This is a genomic window from Cohnella rhizoplanae, assembly GCF_948329515.1.
GTDB lineage: Bacteria > Bacillota > Bacilli > Paenibacillales > Paenibacillaceae > Cohnella > Cohnella rhizoplanae.
This window is the reverse complement of the sequence record NZ_CAOJCN010000004.1, coordinates 113,348-129,308: the sequence shown is the minus strand read 5'-3', so window position 1 is coordinate 129,308 and position 15,961 is coordinate 113,348. Positions and strand designations below refer to the sequence as shown.

The 15,961-nt window shown below is 59.2% G+C and carries 14 protein-coding genes and 1 tRNA gene; 10 read left to right on the top strand and 5 right to left on the bottom strand.

What is annotated here, in order from left to right; all coding sequences use genetic code 11:
* Positions 1-227 precede the first annotated feature (227 nt).
* Positions 228-584 (top strand): nucleotide excision repair endonuclease, encoded by a 357-nt coding sequence (locus PQG80_RS09390; RefSeq protein ID WP_271751034.1) that lies wholly within the window; start codon positions 228-230, stop codon positions 582-584.
* Positions 585-657: 73 nt separating this feature from the next.
* Here PQG80_RS09390 and PQG80_RS09385 read toward each other — a convergent pair.
* The 3 genes from PQG80_RS09385 to PQG80_RS09375 all read right to left on the bottom strand — a co-directional run bounded on the left by PQG80_RS09385 (position 658) and on the right by PQG80_RS09375 (position 1,909).
* Positions 658-734, bottom strand: a tRNA-Met gene (locus PQG80_RS09385).
* A 154-nt stretch (positions 735-888) separates the two neighbouring features.
* Positions 889-1,626, bottom strand: a complete 738-nt coding sequence (locus PQG80_RS09380) for an SDR family oxidoreductase (protein WP_271751033.1) — start codon at positions 1,624-1,626, stop codon at positions 889-891.
* Positions 1,619-1,909 (bottom strand): Atu4866 domain-containing protein, encoded by a 291-nt coding sequence (locus tag PQG80_RS09375; RefSeq protein ID WP_271751032.1) that lies wholly within the window; start codon positions 1,907-1,909, stop codon positions 1,619-1,621. Before PQG80_RS09375 ends, PQG80_RS09380 begins: the two co-directional genes overlap by 8 nt.
* Positions 1,910-2,071: 162 nt before the next feature.
* Between PQG80_RS09375 and PQG80_RS09370 the strand changes: the two genes are divergently transcribed.
* A complete protein-coding gene (locus PQG80_RS09370; RefSeq protein ID WP_271751031.1) occupies positions 2,072-2,980 on the top strand; it encodes an AraC family transcriptional regulator in 909 nt (302 codons plus the stop codon).
* Between the two features lie 74 nt (positions 2,981-3,054).
* Here the strand turns inward: PQG80_RS09370 and PQG80_RS09365 are convergent, their stop codons facing one another.
* Positions 3,055-3,471: a MarR family winged helix-turn-helix transcriptional regulator gene (locus PQG80_RS09365; protein WP_271751190.1), complete on the bottom strand. Its 417-nt coding sequence runs from the start codon at positions 3,469-3,471 to the stop codon at positions 3,055-3,057.
* A gap of 150 nt (positions 3,472-3,621) precedes the next feature.
* Between PQG80_RS09365 and PQG80_RS09360 the strand changes: the two genes are divergently transcribed.
* The 3 genes from PQG80_RS09360 (at position 3,622) to PQG80_RS09350 (ending at position 6,088) form a co-directional block, all read left to right on the top strand.
* Complete coding sequence (locus tag PQG80_RS09360) at positions 3,622-4,374, top strand: SDR family oxidoreductase (RefSeq protein WP_271751030.1); 753 nt, start codon at positions 3,622-3,624, stop codon at positions 4,372-4,374.
* An 82-nt stretch (positions 4,375-4,456) separates the two neighbouring features.
* On the top strand, positions 4,457-5,428 hold the full coding sequence (locus tag PQG80_RS09355) for an aldo/keto reductase (protein ID WP_271751029.1): 972 nt from the start codon (positions 4,457-4,459) through the stop codon (positions 5,426-5,428).
* Positions 5,429-5,620: 192 nt separating this feature from the next.
* Positions 5,621-6,088 carry a DUF8821 family protein gene (locus tag PQG80_RS09350; RefSeq protein ID WP_271751028.1) on the top strand — a complete coding sequence of 156 codons (468 nt, stop codon included), beginning with the start codon at positions 5,621-5,623 and terminating at the stop codon, positions 6,086-6,088.
* Positions 6,089-6,130: 42 nt separating this feature from the next.
* On the opposite strand, the gene PQG80_RS09345 is transcribed toward PQG80_RS09350, so the two are convergent.
* Positions 6,131-6,763, bottom strand: coding sequence for a TetR/AcrR family transcriptional regulator (locus PQG80_RS09345; RefSeq protein WP_271751026.1), 633 nt, complete (start codon positions 6,761-6,763; stop codon positions 6,131-6,133).
* A gap of 145 nt (positions 6,764-6,908) precedes the next feature.
* On the opposite strand from PQG80_RS09345, the gene PQG80_RS09340 reads away from it, so the two are divergent.
* From PQG80_RS09340 to PQG80_RS09320, 5 genes are all read left to right on the top strand, one after another.
* Entirely contained in the window at positions 6,909-8,339 is a 1,431-nt protein-coding gene (locus tag PQG80_RS09340; protein WP_271751025.1) for an MDR family MFS transporter, read from the top strand.
* 261 nt (positions 8,340-8,600) lie between these two features.
* Positions 8,601-10,139 carry a sigma-70 family RNA polymerase sigma factor gene (locus PQG80_RS09335; RefSeq protein ID WP_271751024.1) on the top strand — a complete coding sequence of 513 codons (1,539 nt, stop codon included), beginning with the start codon at positions 8,601-8,603 and terminating at the stop codon, positions 10,137-10,139.
* A gap of 188 nt (positions 10,140-10,327) precedes the next feature.
* Positions 10,328-12,466 (top strand): helix-turn-helix transcriptional regulator, encoded by a 2,139-nt coding sequence (locus PQG80_RS09330; RefSeq protein ID WP_271751023.1) that lies wholly within the window; start codon positions 10,328-10,330, stop codon positions 12,464-12,466.
* Positions 12,467-12,535: 69 nt separating this feature from the next.
* Positions 12,536-13,207: a DUF4386 domain-containing protein gene (locus tag PQG80_RS09325; RefSeq protein WP_271751022.1), complete on the top strand. Its 672-nt coding sequence runs from the start codon at positions 12,536-12,538 to the stop codon at positions 13,205-13,207.
* 113 nt (positions 13,208-13,320) lie between these two features.
* Positions 13,321-15,885, top strand: a complete 2,565-nt coding sequence (locus PQG80_RS09320) for a winged helix-turn-helix domain-containing protein (protein ID WP_271751021.1) — start codon at positions 13,321-13,323, stop codon at positions 15,883-15,885.
* Positions 15,886-15,961 lie beyond the last annotated feature (76 nt).

Below are 15,961 nucleotides of genomic sequence, written 5' to 3'. Positions count from 1 at the left end.
TTCGTATAGGTGCTGCGATTGCCTGAACCCGCCAGGGAGTTCTCCCCCAGTATGATGCGGGGATCGGCGCCCGCCAATAAGACGCTATCTACTTCCGTTGCCTTCTCATATCTTCGAAGGCCCGTCCGGCGCTCCTTGCATAGAATGGGCGGGTATGTCCATAATAGGTAGAATAGAACCGGGCTCCGCCGGACCATAAAATGATGCATAAGAGAGAGTGAATGTTCATGATACAAATTACCGTACCCACGCCGGATGTCACGATTTACAAGCAAGAGGCTCCCGAGTTAAGCCATATTTACGGATTTACGGATTTCATTCAGATTCCTAGGGATCAAGCGGGGATCTTCATGTTCTACAACGACAAGGACGAGCTTCTGTTCGTCGGCAAGGCGCGCAAGCTTAGACCGCGCATCAAGAAGCACTTCGAGGATACGGTGTCCGTGATCAAGGATAACCGGGAGGAAGTGGCCAAGATCGAGGTGTGCCTGGTCGAGGATGCCGTGCATCGAGAGATCTACGAGACTTTTATTATCAACGAATACAAGGCGAAGTATAATGTCGACAAGGTGTTGTATAAATAGAAACGAAAAAAGCCTCTAATCCACGTCGGTGGGTTAGAGGCCTTTTTATATAGGCGCCACATTAAATGTGAGTTGGTTGCGGGGGCAGGATTTGAACCTGCGGCCTTCGGGTTATGAGCCCGACGAGCTACCGGGCTGCTCCACCCCGCGATAGTATAACTGAGCATGATCGTCCGTAACGCTGACCAGGTCTTTCATACTACAGCAGTCCGCGCCAAAATGCAAGCATCGGAGCTTTCCATTTCTTACATCTTTGTTTCATTGCGGTTTGTTATACGGCTGTTCTTGTGTACGTGGGGTTGAGTCACGCCGACGGGGCAGTCGGTCTTAGGATGAGCTCGTTCACATCGACGCTCTCCGGTTGCTCGATCGCATAGGCGATGGCGCGGGCGATCGCGGTAGCGGGAAGCCCATTTCGGCGGTATTCCTTCATGAACGCCCGTGCCTCTTCGTCCGATATGCTGTCGGCAAGCTCCGACTCCGTCACGCCCGGCGATACGAGCGTCACGCGGATATCTCGTCCCGCCTCTAGCCGCAGACCCTCGGTGATGGCCCGGACGGCATACTTGGTGGCGCAATAGACCGCTGCGGTCGGCGTTACCGAATAAGCGCCGATGGAGGCCACATTCACGATATGGCCGAACCCTTGCTCCTTCATGATCGGAAGCCCGGCGGCGATGCCGTGGAGGACGCCGCGAATATTGACGTCAATCATCCGGTTCCATTCATCCACCTTCACAGCCTCGAGCCTCGATAGCGGCATGACGCCGGCATTGTTGACGATGACGTCGATTCGCCCGTGCTTGCTGCGCGCCAAGCCGGCGATCGACTGCATCTGATCCAGCGCTGTCACGTCCAGCCGCTGATACTCGACCGAGCCTCCTTCGGCGCGTATAGCGGCCGCCAGCGTCTGCAATCGCTCCAGGCGTCTGGCGCCTATCACGACATGTGCGCCCCGGCTGGCTAACAGACGCGCCGTCGCTTCCCCGATCCCGCTGCTAGCGCCCGTGACGATCACCACTTTTCCGTTCAACTCATCCATTTTGAATCTCTCCTTTTGCGTGCTCGCGATAGAGGATCATGCCTGCATGGTAGAGTACGCCCTCACGGAAGTCGCCGTCCGCGGTGAACCCCGTATCATCCGCATATTCGATATGATCGCCTTCGATCGTATAGCTCCCCCGATAGGCGCTGCGGCGGTTGCCGCGGGCCTCGTCGTAACGGCCGTTCGGCAGCAGCTCATGCCGGATATAGCCGTCCCTCGTCACCCACATCCCGGCATAGGAATGGGAGTTCCCGTTGCCGTCTTTGTTGCCGGTCTCCATGATCATCTCTCCTTTTGCATGAGAACCTCATTGCGTCCACTGCTTGGCGTACACTTATTATGTCTTCATACGGAGATCAGGCGGTAGCCGAATTAAGTGCTGCGATTGCCTAATCCTCCAAAAAGAAATAAAGTTATGGAAAGCGCAAAAGGACGTGAAGAGATGGAGAGGAAGCTTGCGAGGCAGGCCGGAGAACTGGCGCGGGTCATTGAACGGTTCGCGACGACGGACGGTACGCATGAAACGTCGATACCGGGTCTGTGTTTTATTCGCGCATCCCGGATATCCGAACCGGTGCATTCGGTCTATAAGCCCTCCCTATGCGTGGTTGCGCAGGGATCGAAGGTTGTGATGCTGGGGCAGGAAAGTTACCGGTACGACGCGGCCCATTACTTGACCGCTTCCGTGAATCTGCCGATCGCCGGGCAAGTGGTAGAGGCGTCCGCGGAGGCGCCATATATTAGCCTTCAGCTGCAGTTCGCGATGGATCAGATCCTGGATGTCATCCAAGCCTCCTCCGACCGGGAAGAGAGCTCGAGGCGCCCATATGGACGCGGTCTGGTTATCCATCAAATGAACGATTCGCTGCAAGATGCCGTCATGCGTCTCGTGAAGCTGCTCGATTCTCCCCGCGACATACCGGTGCTTGCCCCCTACGCCATTCGGGAGGTCATCTACCGGCTCCTGCAGGACGAGCAGGGCGATGCGCTCAAACAATTCGCTCTGACCGGCAGCCGTGCGCAGCGGATCGCGGCGGTGATCGAGCGGTTAAACCGGGATTTTGCGAAGCCTCTGCGCATTGACGAACTAGCAGAGGAGGCAGGGATGAGCGCGTCGTCCTTGTATTATCATTTTAAAGAAGTGACGGCGATGAGCCCGATCCAGTATCTGAAGCAGCTTCGGCTGCAAGAAGCGCGCAACCTTCTGCTATCCGAAGCGATGGACGCGGCCGAAGCCGCTTTTCAGGTGGGCTACGAGAGTCCCTCGTACTTCAGCCGCGAATATGCGCGCATGTTCGGCAATCCCCCGATCCGGGACATCCGGCGATTTCGCGACGCTTTGCTTGGTTAGGAGATGCAAGTTGCAAGGCATATATAAAAGCAAGAACTCTCCGAGTCCGGAGAGTTCTTTTTGTGTACGTACGCTTAAAGCGATCCTGCCTTCGTTCTCCCCGCCAGCTTCGTAATCGACTCCACGTCCTGCTCGGTTAGATACGCCAGGAAATGCTTGCGGATGGCTTTGGCGACGACGGGCCGGGCCTCGTCCAACGCGGATTTTCCCTCGGGCGTGATGAGGACCTGCACGCCTCGATCTGCATCCAGCGGTTTTCTCGCCACGAGCCCGCGTTGCTCCATCCGCGTCAGATGATGGGACAACCGGCTTTTCGTCCAATCCATCGAGTCCGCCAGCTCCTGCTGGCGGAGCTGACCGCCTCCGTGCAGATCTAGCCGATCCAACACGCCATAATCGCCCTCGGAGAGCCCCGTATGCTCGGACATATCCTTAATGACGCGGCCGAAGATGAGTTGGAAGGAGCCCTTCCACATATGCCACAAGCGCATTTCTTCTGCATTCAGCTCGTTATTTTCCATAGGCACATCGTATCATGGTTGACGTATCAACCGCAACGTGTTAATGTTAGCGCATGGTTGACATATCAACCATAGAATTTATAAACACCGCATAGTGATGCGAGTGAAGGAGAGTTGCGCATGCATAACCAACCCGTCGCCCTGGTCACCGGGGCTAATAAAGGCATCGGGCTTCAAATCGCGAAGGATCTCGCAGCGCATGGCTTCACGGTGGTCGTGGGGGCACGCCATCTTGCAAATGGAGAGACTGCGGCTAAAAGCGTGGGGGCGGAAGCCCACGCCGTCCAGCTCGACGTGACGAATCCGGCCTCCATCGCCGCCGCGGCGGATCGGATCCGAAGCGAGCTCGGACGGCTAGACGTGCTCGTGAACAATGCGGGCATCTCGCATGCGGGAGCGCCGGGCAGGCCGCTCGAGGAGATCGCGAATTCGGGGCGCCCGAGCGTCGCATCCCTTAACGAGATGCGCGCGGTATTCGAGACGAACGTATTCGGCGTCGTCGCCGTCACGCAGGCGATGCTGCCGCTCCTTCGCGAAGCGCCGGCGGGACGCATCGTCAACTTGTCGAGCGCCTCCGGTTCGCTCACGGTGAACGCGGACCCGAGCTTTGCGCATCGCTCGGTCTTCGGCGGCGTTTACAGCCCGTCCAAGACGGCGCTCAACGCCATCACGCTCGCCTTCGCCATTGAACTGGAGTCGACGCGTATCAAAGTCAACGCGGCATGCCCGGGCTTTACCGGGACCGATCTCAACCACTTCGCGGGCACGCGCACCGTTCAGGAGGCCGCACGAGAGCCCGTGCGCCTCGCGCTGCTCGACGAGCGCGGCCCGACGGGTACCTTCTCCAACGAGGACGGTCCGCTTCCGTGGTGAGGCCGGCCTCGACTCGCGTGCGCTGCGCCAAGCTATTACAGCGAATGCGGCGATCCATCTTTACGCAAGGAGTGTATGATCCGTGGAATATGTAAAGCTTGGACGCTCGGGACTTGAAGTCTCCAGACTATGTCTGGGATGCATGAGCTTCGGCGTGCCCGAACGCGGCAACGCCCCATGGTCGCTGAACGAACAGGAGAGCAGGCCCATCATCCGGCATGCGCTCGAGTCGGGCATCAACTTCTTCAGCACCGCCAATATGTATTCGGACGGCACGAGCGAGGAGATCGTCGGACGCGCCTTGAAGGACTTCGCCCGGCGCGATGAGATCGCCATCGCCACCAAGGTGTTCGTGCCGATGCGCCAGGGTCCGAACGGCATGGGGCTGTCCCGCAAGTCCATCATGACCGAGATCGATAACAGCCTAAGGCGGCTCGGCACGAATTATGTGGATCTGTACCAGATCCATCGCTGGGATCCGCGCACGCCGATCGAAGAGACGATGGAGACGCTGCATGATCTCGTGAAGGCGGGCAAGGTCAGGTACATCGGCGCGTCCTCCATGTCGGCCTGGCAGTTCGCCAAGGCGCAGCATGTCGCGGAACGCCATGGCTGGACGCGGTTCGTGTCCATGGAGAACCGGCTGAACCTGCTCTACCGGGAGGAGGAGCGGGAGATGCTGCCGCTCTGCCAGGACGAGGGAGTCGCCGTCACCCCGTACCTGCCGCTGGCCGCCGGCCGGTTGACCCGCGATTGGAGCGCGCGCACCGCGCGGTCGGAGAATGACCGGATCGCGAGCGCCTTGTTCGCCAAAACGGAGGATGCCGACCGCCAGGTTGCGCAGCGCGTCGCGGAGGTCGCCGCCAACCGCGGCATTCCCCGCGCGCAGATCGCGCTGGCATGGCTGCTGCAGAAGGAAGCGGTCACGGCGCCGATCGTAGGGGCGACCAAGATCAGCCACCTCGAGGACGCGGTGTCGGCGCTGACGGTCCGGCTGACGCCCGAGGAGATCGCGAGCTTAGAAGAGCTGTACGTGCCTCATCCATTCATCTAATCGTCAGTTTGGCGGACACGCCCGAGTGTCCGCCATTTTTGTTTTTCCGAACGGGCACGCCTTCGGGAAAAGGCGCCAAGAAAGCTCTATTCGGGCATCCCGCCTAAGCCAAACTTGACACGACACCGAAAGGTGTCCTATAATTAAAGCAACACTAAACGGTGTCCAATTATCGGATGGAGGGATTAGATTATGTCCTATATCGTCGATTTTAATCAGGTGTCTACGGCCGGGCTGGAGTCCTCGCCCGTCGTTGACGCGCTTGCCGGATTGCGTGCGAACGAAGCCCGGTACTTCATGAACAAATACAAGCATGAATTTACGACTGTACCCGCCAGCGAGAGTCAGAATACCCTCGAATATGTAGAGCGCGTTCTGAGAGAAGAGCGCGGCATCGTGTTTGCCGCCAAGCCGCTGGAGACGTCGCGAATTCGCGTGGAGAATATCGATTGGGCCTTCGTCTTCTACGAGGACGGTCTGGCGGTCAATGTCATGTACACGGTGGATGATCCCAAGAAGCGTGCCGTCGGCTTCAAGCTCTCCGAGGGGATGGAGATCCCGAAGGAGCTGGAGGAGAAGAAGTTTAAGTTCGCCAGACAGAAGTCCAAGCTGGCCGGCACCATTCGAGGCTCGTTTTTCGTGATCAAAGGAGAATATTGAAGCAAGCAGCATGAGGGCCATCCCGCGATCGGGATGGTCCTTTTAGTCTGCTCGGCTCTTCGCTCGCACCAGCGGGAGGAACAGCTCGTCGACGATCTGCACGATGATATCCTCGGACACTTGCCCGTGGGTGGTCAGCATCTCGTATCGCAGCAGGTCGATCGGGAGGGAGATGACGCGTTCGGACAAGTGCCCGGGCTGCAGCTCCCCGCGCTTCTCCGCGTTGCCGACGATCGACTTCATGGCGGCGAAGAGCGCGTCCTCGGACCTCGGCGGCAGAGGCTTGGACATCGGATGCTCCTTGCCGGGATATTCGCTCATGAGTCCGTGAATGGTCTCGGGGCCGATCGCCTGCAGCGGCTCCAGGATGCCTTGGAGGAAGGTGAGCACATCCGTCCGCAGATCGCCCGTATCCGCGGCTTCCAGAGACGGCTTCGGCGCGAACTTCACGAGGGCGGCGATCACCAGCTGCGCTTTATTCGGCCATCGGCGGTAGACCGCGGTCTTGTTCGTCTGCGCCCGCACGGCTACGGCCTCCATCGTGAGGCGGTTGTAGCCCCCCTCGACTAGCTCGTCCCATGCCGCCTGCAGGATCGCGTTTTCAAGCACGTCGCCCCGCCGCCGCGTCCCTCCGCTGCCGCCGTTAGGAGCCTGCTCCTTTTTCGATTCAGCCATAACCGGATCCTCTCAATGCTTCCGTAGTATGAAACGGACAACGTTTTTCATTATTATATTGCATTTCTCGGCGCAATAGCATATCTTGTTCATATAAGGTACGGTACGTACCGTACTCTAAATGAACAAGGAGAGGTGAGTCCTCATGGCCATCACGCCAGCGGCGGCGAAGGCGGCCAAACCGCCCAAGGAAAAAATAGACGCCGGCGTACTGAAGGTCGCCCTGATCCTCGTCTTCGGCGCCGTCGCGTCCCAGTTGGATTCGACCATGGTGAACGTCGCCCTCGACCAGCTGGCATTCGATCTGCACAGCACGGTATCCGCGATTCAGTGGGTCGTGACGGGGTACGTGCTCACGATGGGGTTGGCGGTTCCGATCTCGGGATGGGCGATACAGCGCTACGGCGGGAAAAAGGTGTATCTGTTTTCGCTCGCGATTTTCCTGGTCTCGTCCGTGTTATGCGCTCTCGCGTGGAATACCGGCAGCTTGATCGGCTTCCGGCTGCTGCAGGGCGTCGGCGCCGGCCTGCTCATCCCGACGATGCAGAATGTGCTCGTGCAATCGGCCGGCGGCCGTCAGCTCGGCAGACTGATCGCGATCATCAGCATTCCCGCCTTGATCGGACCCATCCTGGGGCCGGTCATCGGCGGCCTCCTCATCGACAATCTCGATTGGCGCTGGATCTTCTACGTGAACATTCCGATCATGCTCGTCGCGATCTGGCTGAGCTGGCGTCATATTCCGTCCGATGCATCGGTTCATAGCAAGCCAAAGCTCGACGTCATCGGGCTTCTGCTATTGTCTCCGGCCTTTGCCGCCCTTATCTACGGCATTGCCGAGGTCAGCACCTACGGCGGTCCGAACGACCTGAAGGTCATCCTTCCGCTCGCCGGAGGGGTTATCCTCATGGCGGCTTATGTCGTCTATGCCCTGCGCATGCGGCGATCGCCGCTGCTCGATCTGCGGCTGTTCCGGTCCCGTCATTTTCTCGCATCCAACGTCACGCTGTTCCTGACGGGTATGGTGATGAACGGGGCGATGCTGCTGCTGCCCCTGTATTATCAGCAGGTGCGCGGGGAGAGCGTGCTGTATACGGGACTTCTGCTCATCCCGCAAGGGCTGGGCATGCTGGCCACGCGCAGCTGGATCGGCGGACTGGCGGATCGGATGGGCTCGCGCAATATCGTGCTGCTCAGTCTGGCGGCGACGGCGATCGGCACGATCCCGTTCGCGTTCTCCGGTACGGAGACGAATCACGTCGTGCTCGGCATCGCGCAATTCCTGCGCGGGGCGGCGCTGAACGGGATCTTCATCCCGATCATGGTATCCGCCTACGAGGGGCTGGATAAGCAGCAGATTCCGCACGCCAGCGTCTCGACGCGGATCTTCCAGACCGTCGGTGGCGCCTTCGGCTCGGCCATTCTGGCGACCGTCATCGATCGGCAGGTCAGAGGCTCGGGGGTTCACGACATGAATGCGGTCGTGGATGCTTATCAGGCCGCCTTCTGGTGGTCCATCGGCTTCACCGTGCTGGCGGTCATCCCGGCGTTCCTGCTGTCAAAGGGGAAGAAATAGGAGAGGGGCGCCCTTGCGGGTGCCCCTTTGGTTTTGATTCGATTTACGTTTGTCGCTGAACGCGGTTTATCTCTATGCCTTCAGCCGCTTGATATCTTGTCTCGGCGGGGCCTCGAACATTCGGGCATACTCGCGGCTGAATTGCGAGACTTAATCACATGTCAGGAAAATTTCTGCTACTATTCCTATAGAACCGAGTAACCTTTTGCGACGATGCCGGCACTTCGTATATAGAACCTGAACATAGAAGAGGTGTACAAGGTGCGGCAATGGATTGAAGGGGCTCGGCGTGGCGATCAAATCGCATGGGAGAGAATTGTACAACGCTTTAGCGGGATGGCGCTTGCTGTGGCCTATCGTAGGTTAGGTGACTGGGGCCATTCGGAGGATGCCGTACAGGAGGCTTTTGCGGAGGCGTTCGCCAATCTCGCGAAGCTGCAGGACCCGGAGGCATTCCCGGGATGGTTTAAGGTCATTATCGAGCGTCAGTGCCAGCGGGTTCTTCGTCGGAAGAAGCATTGCGCCGTGCCTATAGATGATACGATTGCCATGGACGGGGAGAAGTCCAATGTTGAATGCATCGCCGAAAAGAGGGAGTGGCAGAACAGGCTTCATCAATCCGTCGAAGGCCTGTCCAGTCATTTAAAGCTGGTCGTTCAGTTATTCTATTATGAAGGATATTCTATAAAAGAAATATCCAGTTACCTAGGCGTATCCCCCTCCGTACTCAGAAAACGGTTGTTCGACGCCCGCAATAAGCTGAGATCGTCGTTGCTCGTCACGGACTTCGTTACCATGTTCAACGATCTTTACGAAGGAGGAACAGCGATGCTCCATATCGTAAACGGCGATAGCGTCGGCGACAAATTAAAAAAAGGGAACATCCGCGGGGATATCCTGGTCTGGAGAGAGATATATCCCGTAGGTCCGGTGTCCGCTGCCATGGATGAGCCCGATTTGCGGTCGGCCAGAGCGGCCTATCTAGAAGCGGCGCTGGGCGTTCCGGCAGACGAATATAGAGCCGCTTGCGAATCGCAAGAGCAGGCGCTGGAGGGCTTCCGTAAATACGATGAAGTCGTGCTGTGGTTCGAGCATGATTTATTTGACCAACTGATGCTAAGCTATCTGCTTCATTGGTTTTCCAACCGGACACTAGGCGGTACGATCCTGAATCTGCTGTGCATCGGCGAGTACCCCGGCATTGACTTGTTCATGGGCTTGGGTCAGCTTACAACCAAGCAGCTGGAAGGCCTGTCCGGGACGTGGCGGAGAATCGGGGAACGGGAGCTTGAGACGGGCAGGAGGATCTGGGAGGCGTACGCTTCATCGGATATAGAGAAGCACGTCGGCCTTTTAGAGGAAGACACATCGGCGCTGCCCTTCGCTCGCGCTGCCCTTGAGATGCACCTGGCCCGCCTGCCGTCCGCCAAGAACGGGCTGGGGATCGTGGAGCAGACCGCCTTGGAGCTGATTGGGAATGGGGTGGTTACGCCGCTTGAGTTGTTCAAGGAGAGCGGGACTCGCTTAAGTCTGTTAGGCATGGGCGATCTGGAATTCTGGTATCGGCTGAGAGGGATGTCGGAAGGTCCGAACGCATGGCTAGAGATACGGGGGCCGCATACCTTTCCCGATTACCGCGACAACGTCATCTCATTAACGGAATTGGGGCGGGAGGTTGCAGCGGGCATTAGGGACGCGGTGAAGGCACAGGGAATCGATGAGCGGTACGGCGGCCTGCGGCTGCACGCGGATATGACATGGCGCTGGGACGCCGGTCGGGGGCAGTTGGTTTATATTTAGGCACATCAATCCGTCTATTTCTCATGCGCGAGCCTATGGACGGCAACCGTTGTCCCCTAATTTGTTGTAGATTCATAATGGATGGTCCTCCATGAGGCCGGATAGAGACGCCGTGCGGCGATAACAACAAAAAACGCCAGAAAGCTCAAGACGCTCGTTATTCATAAAATCGGCAGAGGTATCCAACTATGTCCACACCGATCATGGCCACCAAGCTTTATATGCCCGCGCCTCGGCCGAACGCCGTTCTCCGCCGGCGATTGACCGACAGGCTCAATAACGGCTTATACCGCAAGTTCACCCTGATCTCCGCGCCCGCGGGTTACGGCAAGACGACCTTAGTCGGCGAATGGCTCGCCGATTGCGGCAGGCCGGCCGCTTGGTTATCGCTGGAGGAGGGGGACGGCGAGCTTGCGCGATTTTTAACCTGCATGATCTCCTCGCTGCGGACCATCGGGGAGAATATAGGGGAAGGCGTGCTGGCGGTGCTCCAAGCGCCCCAGCCGGCGCCGGCCGAGGCGATCCTGACCGCTTTGCTGAACGAGATCGCGGTCCTCCCGGCGCCTTTTATCCTCGTTCTCGACGATTATCACGCGGCAGCCTCGCGCTCGGTCGACGAGGCCCTGTCTTTTCTGCTGGACCATCTCCCCGGACGGATGCATCTGGTCATGACAACCCGTGAGGATCCCAATATCCCGCTGGCGCGCTTGAGAGCGAGGGATCAATTGACCGAGCTGCGCACAGCCGACTTGAGATTCACCGGCTCGGAATGCGAGCGGTTTTTGACCCGCAGCATGGGTCTTCGCATGTCGATGGATAAGATCGCTTCGCTCGAGACGCACACCGAAGGGTGGATTGCGGGCCTGCATCTGGCTGCGCTCTCCCTCCAAGGCAACGAAGACGTCGATCGACTCCTTCCGTCCTTTACGGGGAGCCACGCGTTCGTGCTGGATTATCTCGTAGAAGAGGTTCTGCAGCGGCAGCCCGTAGCCGTGCAGAGCTTCTTGCTGCGGACGTCGATCCTGGACCGGCTGTGCGGCTCTCTTTGCGATGAAGTGATGGGCGATCCGGCGGCATCCGGCAAGGATACGTTAATGGCTCTGGACCGCAAGAACTTGTTCGTCGTGCCCCTGGACCATGAGCGGAGGTGGTACAGATATCACCGCTTGTTCGCCGATCTGCTCCGCAGAAGGCTGCAGGACAGCCATGACGAGCGCCGCATCGCGGAGCTGCACCGAAGAGCAAGCGTCTGGCATGAGGCCCGCGGCTTCGAGATCGAAGCGTTCGGCCATGCCGTAGAATCCCGCGACATCGATCGCGCCGCGCGTCTGCTCGAGGGCAACGGCATGCCTCTGCACCTTCGCGGGGCTGCGGGGATCGCGCTGAGATGGCTGTCAACCTTGCCTGCAGCGGCGTTGAATGCCAGGCCCGCGCTATGGGTGTACTACGGGTCGGCGCTGCTGATGGCGGGCAAGCCGACAGGGGTCGAACACAAGCTGCGGGCGGCGGAGGCCATCCTGGCAGACGCGGAGGAAAGTGTCGGCGTCAGGGATCTGGCCGGATTGATCGCCGCGACGCGGGCCACGCTGGCATCCTTGACGTTGACCGACCGGCCTGAGGACGCCGACCGGAGATTGCAGGCGGCCGAAGCGGCCATGCAAGACGCGGGGCTGGAAGACAAGACCGACGAACTGGTCGGGCTGATCGCACCTGCGGGAGATGCGCGGATCGGCGGAGATCCAGGCATCGAGAACGTGATCGTCCAGTCGCGCCTGGCGCTGACGTACCTGCGGCCGGAGCTGCTCCCCGTGCGGACGGCGGCCGCATGGATGCTGGGCGTCGCCTGTCAGCGGCGCGGAGATTATGCCGCGGCTCGCGACGCCTACAGCGAAGTCATATCGAACAGCCGGACGATGGGCCACCAGCTCATGGCCGTCATCGCCATGATTGGACTAGGCCAGATCGAGGAAGCCGAAGACCGGACCGCATCGGCCGCGGCGTATTACGAAGAGGCGCTGCGCCTCGGCGGCGATCTGCCGCTTCCGGCTCTCCGGGAAGCGCGGCTTGGGCTGGAGCGCGCGCAGGGACGCGCGGCGAGGAGCCAGCTCGTCGAGCCGCTTAGCCCGCGGGAGCTCGAAGTGCTCGAGCTCATCGCCAGGGGGCTATCGAACCGGGAGATCGGCGAGAGGCTCTTCTTGGCGTTGGACACGGTCAAAGGACACAATCGTAGGATCTTCGAGAAGCTTCAGGTGCAAAGGCGCACGGAAGCGATCGCTCGCGCAGGCGAGCTGAATCTATTCCCCGACAACGCCCGCAAACCACACTAAAGTGTCTACGGGTCCTCCTCTTCCTCGCGCTATACTGCTTAACAAATAAGCGAAGAGGAGAACAACCTGATGAACATGAGAAGGATGGCCAGCGTGGCCGGGGTTTTGTTTCTGGTATCGACGGGCGCCTATTTGACGGGAAGCGGACTTGTGGATTCCGCTTTGGACCGCCCGGATTTTCTCGCCAGGCTATATCCCGACCGGTCAAACGCGACGGCGGGGTTATTTCTGGAGCTGATTAACGCCATGGCGGTGGCGGGGATTGCCATGCTTCTGTATCCGATCCTGAAGAAGCATAACCAAGCGTTTGCGCAGGGGTACTTCGGATCCCGGATCATGGAGTCCGCGCTGCTCATGATCAGCGCGGCGGCTCCGCCGTTGCTGATCGCGTTGAGCAAGGACTACGGTTCCGCAAGCGCCGCGGAGCATTCCTTCTTCGTCGAGATAGGGAATTTGTTGATAGAAGCGCGTGCCGTATTCTTTCAAATGGCGATGATCGCGCTGAGCGCGGGCAGCTTGCTGCTCTGTCATGTTCTCTATCGCGCGAGGCTGGTTCCGCGGGCGCTGTCCGTCATCGGCTTCGTCGGGTACGCGGCCTTGCTCGCGAGCGCCTGCCTGTCGCTCCTTGGTCAAGACGCCGGACCCGTTCTCTTCGTTCCGGGCGCCCTATTCGAGATCGCGTTTCCCATATGGATGATGGTCAAGGGATTCAATTCTGCCGCGAACGAACAGACGCGATAATGGTCGATACAGTCCAGGGCCTGTCGTATAATGAGAGGAGCAGAGACGCTTTTCCAAAGAAACGCGTTTCCGTACTGTAGCATCCTTTCATTCAGCATGCGGAGGCCTCGATGATGAAGAGCACCAGCCTTCTTATACCCCCTGTACGAAAACGATTGGTCTCCCGGCCGCGGCTCGCGCGCAAGCTGGAGGAAGGCATGGAGACCAAGCTGACCTTGGTATCCGCTCAAGCGGGCTACGGCAAGACGACAGCGCTGAGCGAATGGGCGAGACAGTGCGGCTGTCCCGTGGCGTGGATCTCGCTGGACAAGTACGATAACGATTGGAGCGCGTTCTGGAGCGGCGTATGGGCCGCCATTCGAGAGAAGCTGCCGGGGTTCGGGGAATCGATCGATTTTCTGCTCGAGCCGGCGTCCGCGGCTTCCATCGATACCGCCATGTCGGCGTTTCTGCACGAGCTGATCGCGGTCCATCGCGACTTCGTGCTGATCCTGGACGATTATCATGTCATTGACCATGCGGCGGTTCACGAAGCGATACGATATATGCTGGAACGTCTGCCCCCTCATATTCACATCTACATCGCGAGCCGTACCGAATTGCCTTTCCCTACCGCCCGGCTGCTGGCCAAGGGAGAGATGAACGCGATTCGGGTCGAGGATATGCGATTCGAGCTGGAGGAGGGCGTCGTTTTTTTCCGGGAGACGACGGATTTGTCGCTGACGGAGAGGCAAGTCGCCGAGCTGTTCCGGCAGACGGAGGGCTGGGTCAGCGGGCTGCAGCTGGCGGCCATCTCGCTGAAGCGGAGCGGCAATATTGCCGATACGATCAGCCAGTTCAACGGCCGGCAGCGTCACATTTCCGATTATTTGCTGGAGGAAGTGTTCGGGCATTTGTCGGCACCCCTGCGGGAATTCCTGCTCGCCACCTCCGTGCTGAATCGCATGAACGGGGAGATGTGCCTGGCGGTGACGGGAGCAGCGGACAGTCAGGACCGATTGGAGCAGCTGGAGCAGCTGAATCTGTTTATCGTACCGTTGGACGATCGGCGTCATTGGTTCCGGTATCACCATCTGTTGTCCGAGTTCCTGCAGCAGCTGTGCGCCAGAGAGCACGCGGGACTATGGAGACAGTCGCATCACCGGGCTGCCGTCTGGCACGAGCGAGAGGGGCTCTACGAAGAGGCGGTGGAGCACTACATCAAGGCGCAGCAGGCGGACGACGCCGTGCGGCTGATCGACGTCATCATGCTTGAGCTTATGCCGCTCAAGGGGAACGTGCTGCTGAGATGGATTAACGCCTTGCCGGAGAGCAGCTACGCGCATAAGCCGACGTTCGAGCTCTATTACATCTCCAAGTCGCTGATGGACGGCGATTGGAATCAGGGGCTGCAGAGGGCCCAACGAGCGGAGCGGCGGTTCGAAGCCATGAAGGCGTTCATCCCCGACCCCGATTGGAAGCAATTAATGGGCAATCTCTATTACCTGTGCGGGATACTCTCCTACCTTCAACAGAATCTGACGCTGTCCTCGGAATACTTCGAGCTGGTGGAGCAATGCTTGCCGGAAGGCAGCAGCTTCCAGATGTCTTCGAGCAAACGGTACGTGGGACATGAAGGCTTCATGGACATGCTGTCGCTCCCCCATGATCTGCACGAGTCGGAGCAGTTTCAGCTGAGGTGGATCAAGACGTGGGAGAAGAAAAAGAATTACCCCTTCGTCGGCTATTTTTATATCACTTATGTACTGCTTCTGTACGAGTGGAACCGGTTAGAAGAAGCGGAGCTGTACGTCATGGAGGCGATTGGCCGGGAGGATCTGCGGACCAACGTATGGATCTGGATTCATCTCGGCATTGCTTCGTCCTGGATTCAGCGCGCACAGGGGCGAGCGGGCCAGGCGTTCGAAGCGCTTGACCAGCTTGGGGCCCGTACCGATTCGCCCGATGGGGAGGTCATCGGGAAGCGGATCAGGGCGGAGCAGGCACAGCTCCTCCTCAGCCAGGGCCAGCCCGAGCGGGCGTATGAATGGCTGCTGCGGAGCGGAATGTCGCATCTGGACGAGGTGACGCCGCGCTACTTCGAGGAGTATCTGATCATGGCGAGAGTGCTTGCGGCGGACAACCGGACGGAGGACGCGCAGCTCCTGCTCGAGGAGCTGGAACGTCTGGCGGACCAGGAGGGACGCCTGCGGGGCCGGATCAAGCTGAAGCTCGCGCAGAGCATGGCGCTTCGTCGGTCGGATCGTCCCCGCGAGGCCTTCGCTCCGCTGGGAATGGCCTTGCGTCTGTCCGAGCCTGCGGGCTATATTCGCAGCTACCTCGACGAAGGGCCGATCATGCTCGAGATGCTGGGCGAGCTGGTGAACGAGCTGCCGAAGGAGCAGCAAGCGGCTGTACAGCCGCAGGCATCTTTGAGATATGTCCAGTCGATCCTTGAAGCCGCTCGCAGCGGCAGCGTCGCTTCTCATCCGCCACTGGCGAACGAGGCGTTGACCGAGCAGGAAGAGAAGGTGCTGGATTTGCTAGTGGAGGGATTCATCTATAAGGAGATTGCCGTTCGTCTTGGGATCGCGGTGGACACGGTCAAGTTCCATATGAAGAACGTCTACCGCAAGTTAGGAGTGAACAATCGGACGCAGGCGATCGAACGCGCCCAGCGGTACCGGCCGCAGAAGTGAGCGCGTTCTAGCGCAAGCCGATAAGAATACAAGGAGACAGTGCCTCGGGGTACTGTCTTTTTTGTGCTTGGCAGCG

What these genes read in the sequence shown, in the direction of transcription:
- PQG80_RS09390 (WP_271751034.1), top strand. Translation starts at nt 228, where the DNA reads ATGATACAAATTACCGTACCCACGCCGGATGTCACGATTTACAAGCAA.
- PQG80_RS09380 (WP_271751033.1), bottom strand. Translation starts at nt 1,626, where the DNA reads ATGGATGAGTTGAACGGAAAAGTGGTGATCGTCACGGGCGCTAGCAGC.
- PQG80_RS09375 (WP_271751032.1), bottom strand. Translation starts at nt 1,909, where the DNA reads ATGGAGACCGGCAACAAAGACGGCAACGGGAACTCCCATTCCTATGCC.
- PQG80_RS09370 (WP_271751031.1), top strand. Translation starts at nt 2,072, where the DNA reads ATGGAGAGGAAGCTTGCGAGGCAGGCCGGAGAACTGGCGCGGGTCATT.
- PQG80_RS09365 (WP_271751190.1), bottom strand. Translation starts at nt 3,471, where the DNA reads ATGCGCTTGTGGCATATGTGGAAGGGCTCCTTCCAACTCATCTTCGGC.
- PQG80_RS09360 (WP_271751030.1), top strand. Translation starts at nt 3,622, where the DNA reads ATGCATAACCAACCCGTCGCCCTGGTCACCGGGGCTAATAAAGGCATC.
- PQG80_RS09350 (WP_271751028.1), top strand. Translation starts at nt 5,621, where the DNA reads ATGTCCTATATCGTCGATTTTAATCAGGTGTCTACGGCCGGGCTGGAG.
- PQG80_RS09345 (WP_271751026.1), bottom strand. Translation starts at nt 6,763, where the DNA reads ATGGCTGAATCGAAAAAGGAGCAGGCTCCTAACGGCGGCAGCGGAGGG.
- PQG80_RS09340 (WP_271751025.1), top strand. Translation starts at nt 6,909, where the DNA reads ATGGCCATCACGCCAGCGGCGGCGAAGGCGGCCAAACCGCCCAAGGAA.
- PQG80_RS09330 (WP_271751023.1), top strand. Translation starts at nt 10,328, where the DNA reads ATGTCCACACCGATCATGGCCACCAAGCTTTATATGCCCGCGCCTCGG.
- PQG80_RS09325 (WP_271751022.1), top strand. Translation starts at nt 12,536, where the DNA reads ATGAACATGAGAAGGATGGCCAGCGTGGCCGGGGTTTTGTTTCTGGTA.
- PQG80_RS09320 (WP_271751021.1), top strand. Translation starts at nt 13,321, where the DNA reads ATGAAGAGCACCAGCCTTCTTATACCCCCTGTACGAAAACGATTGGTC.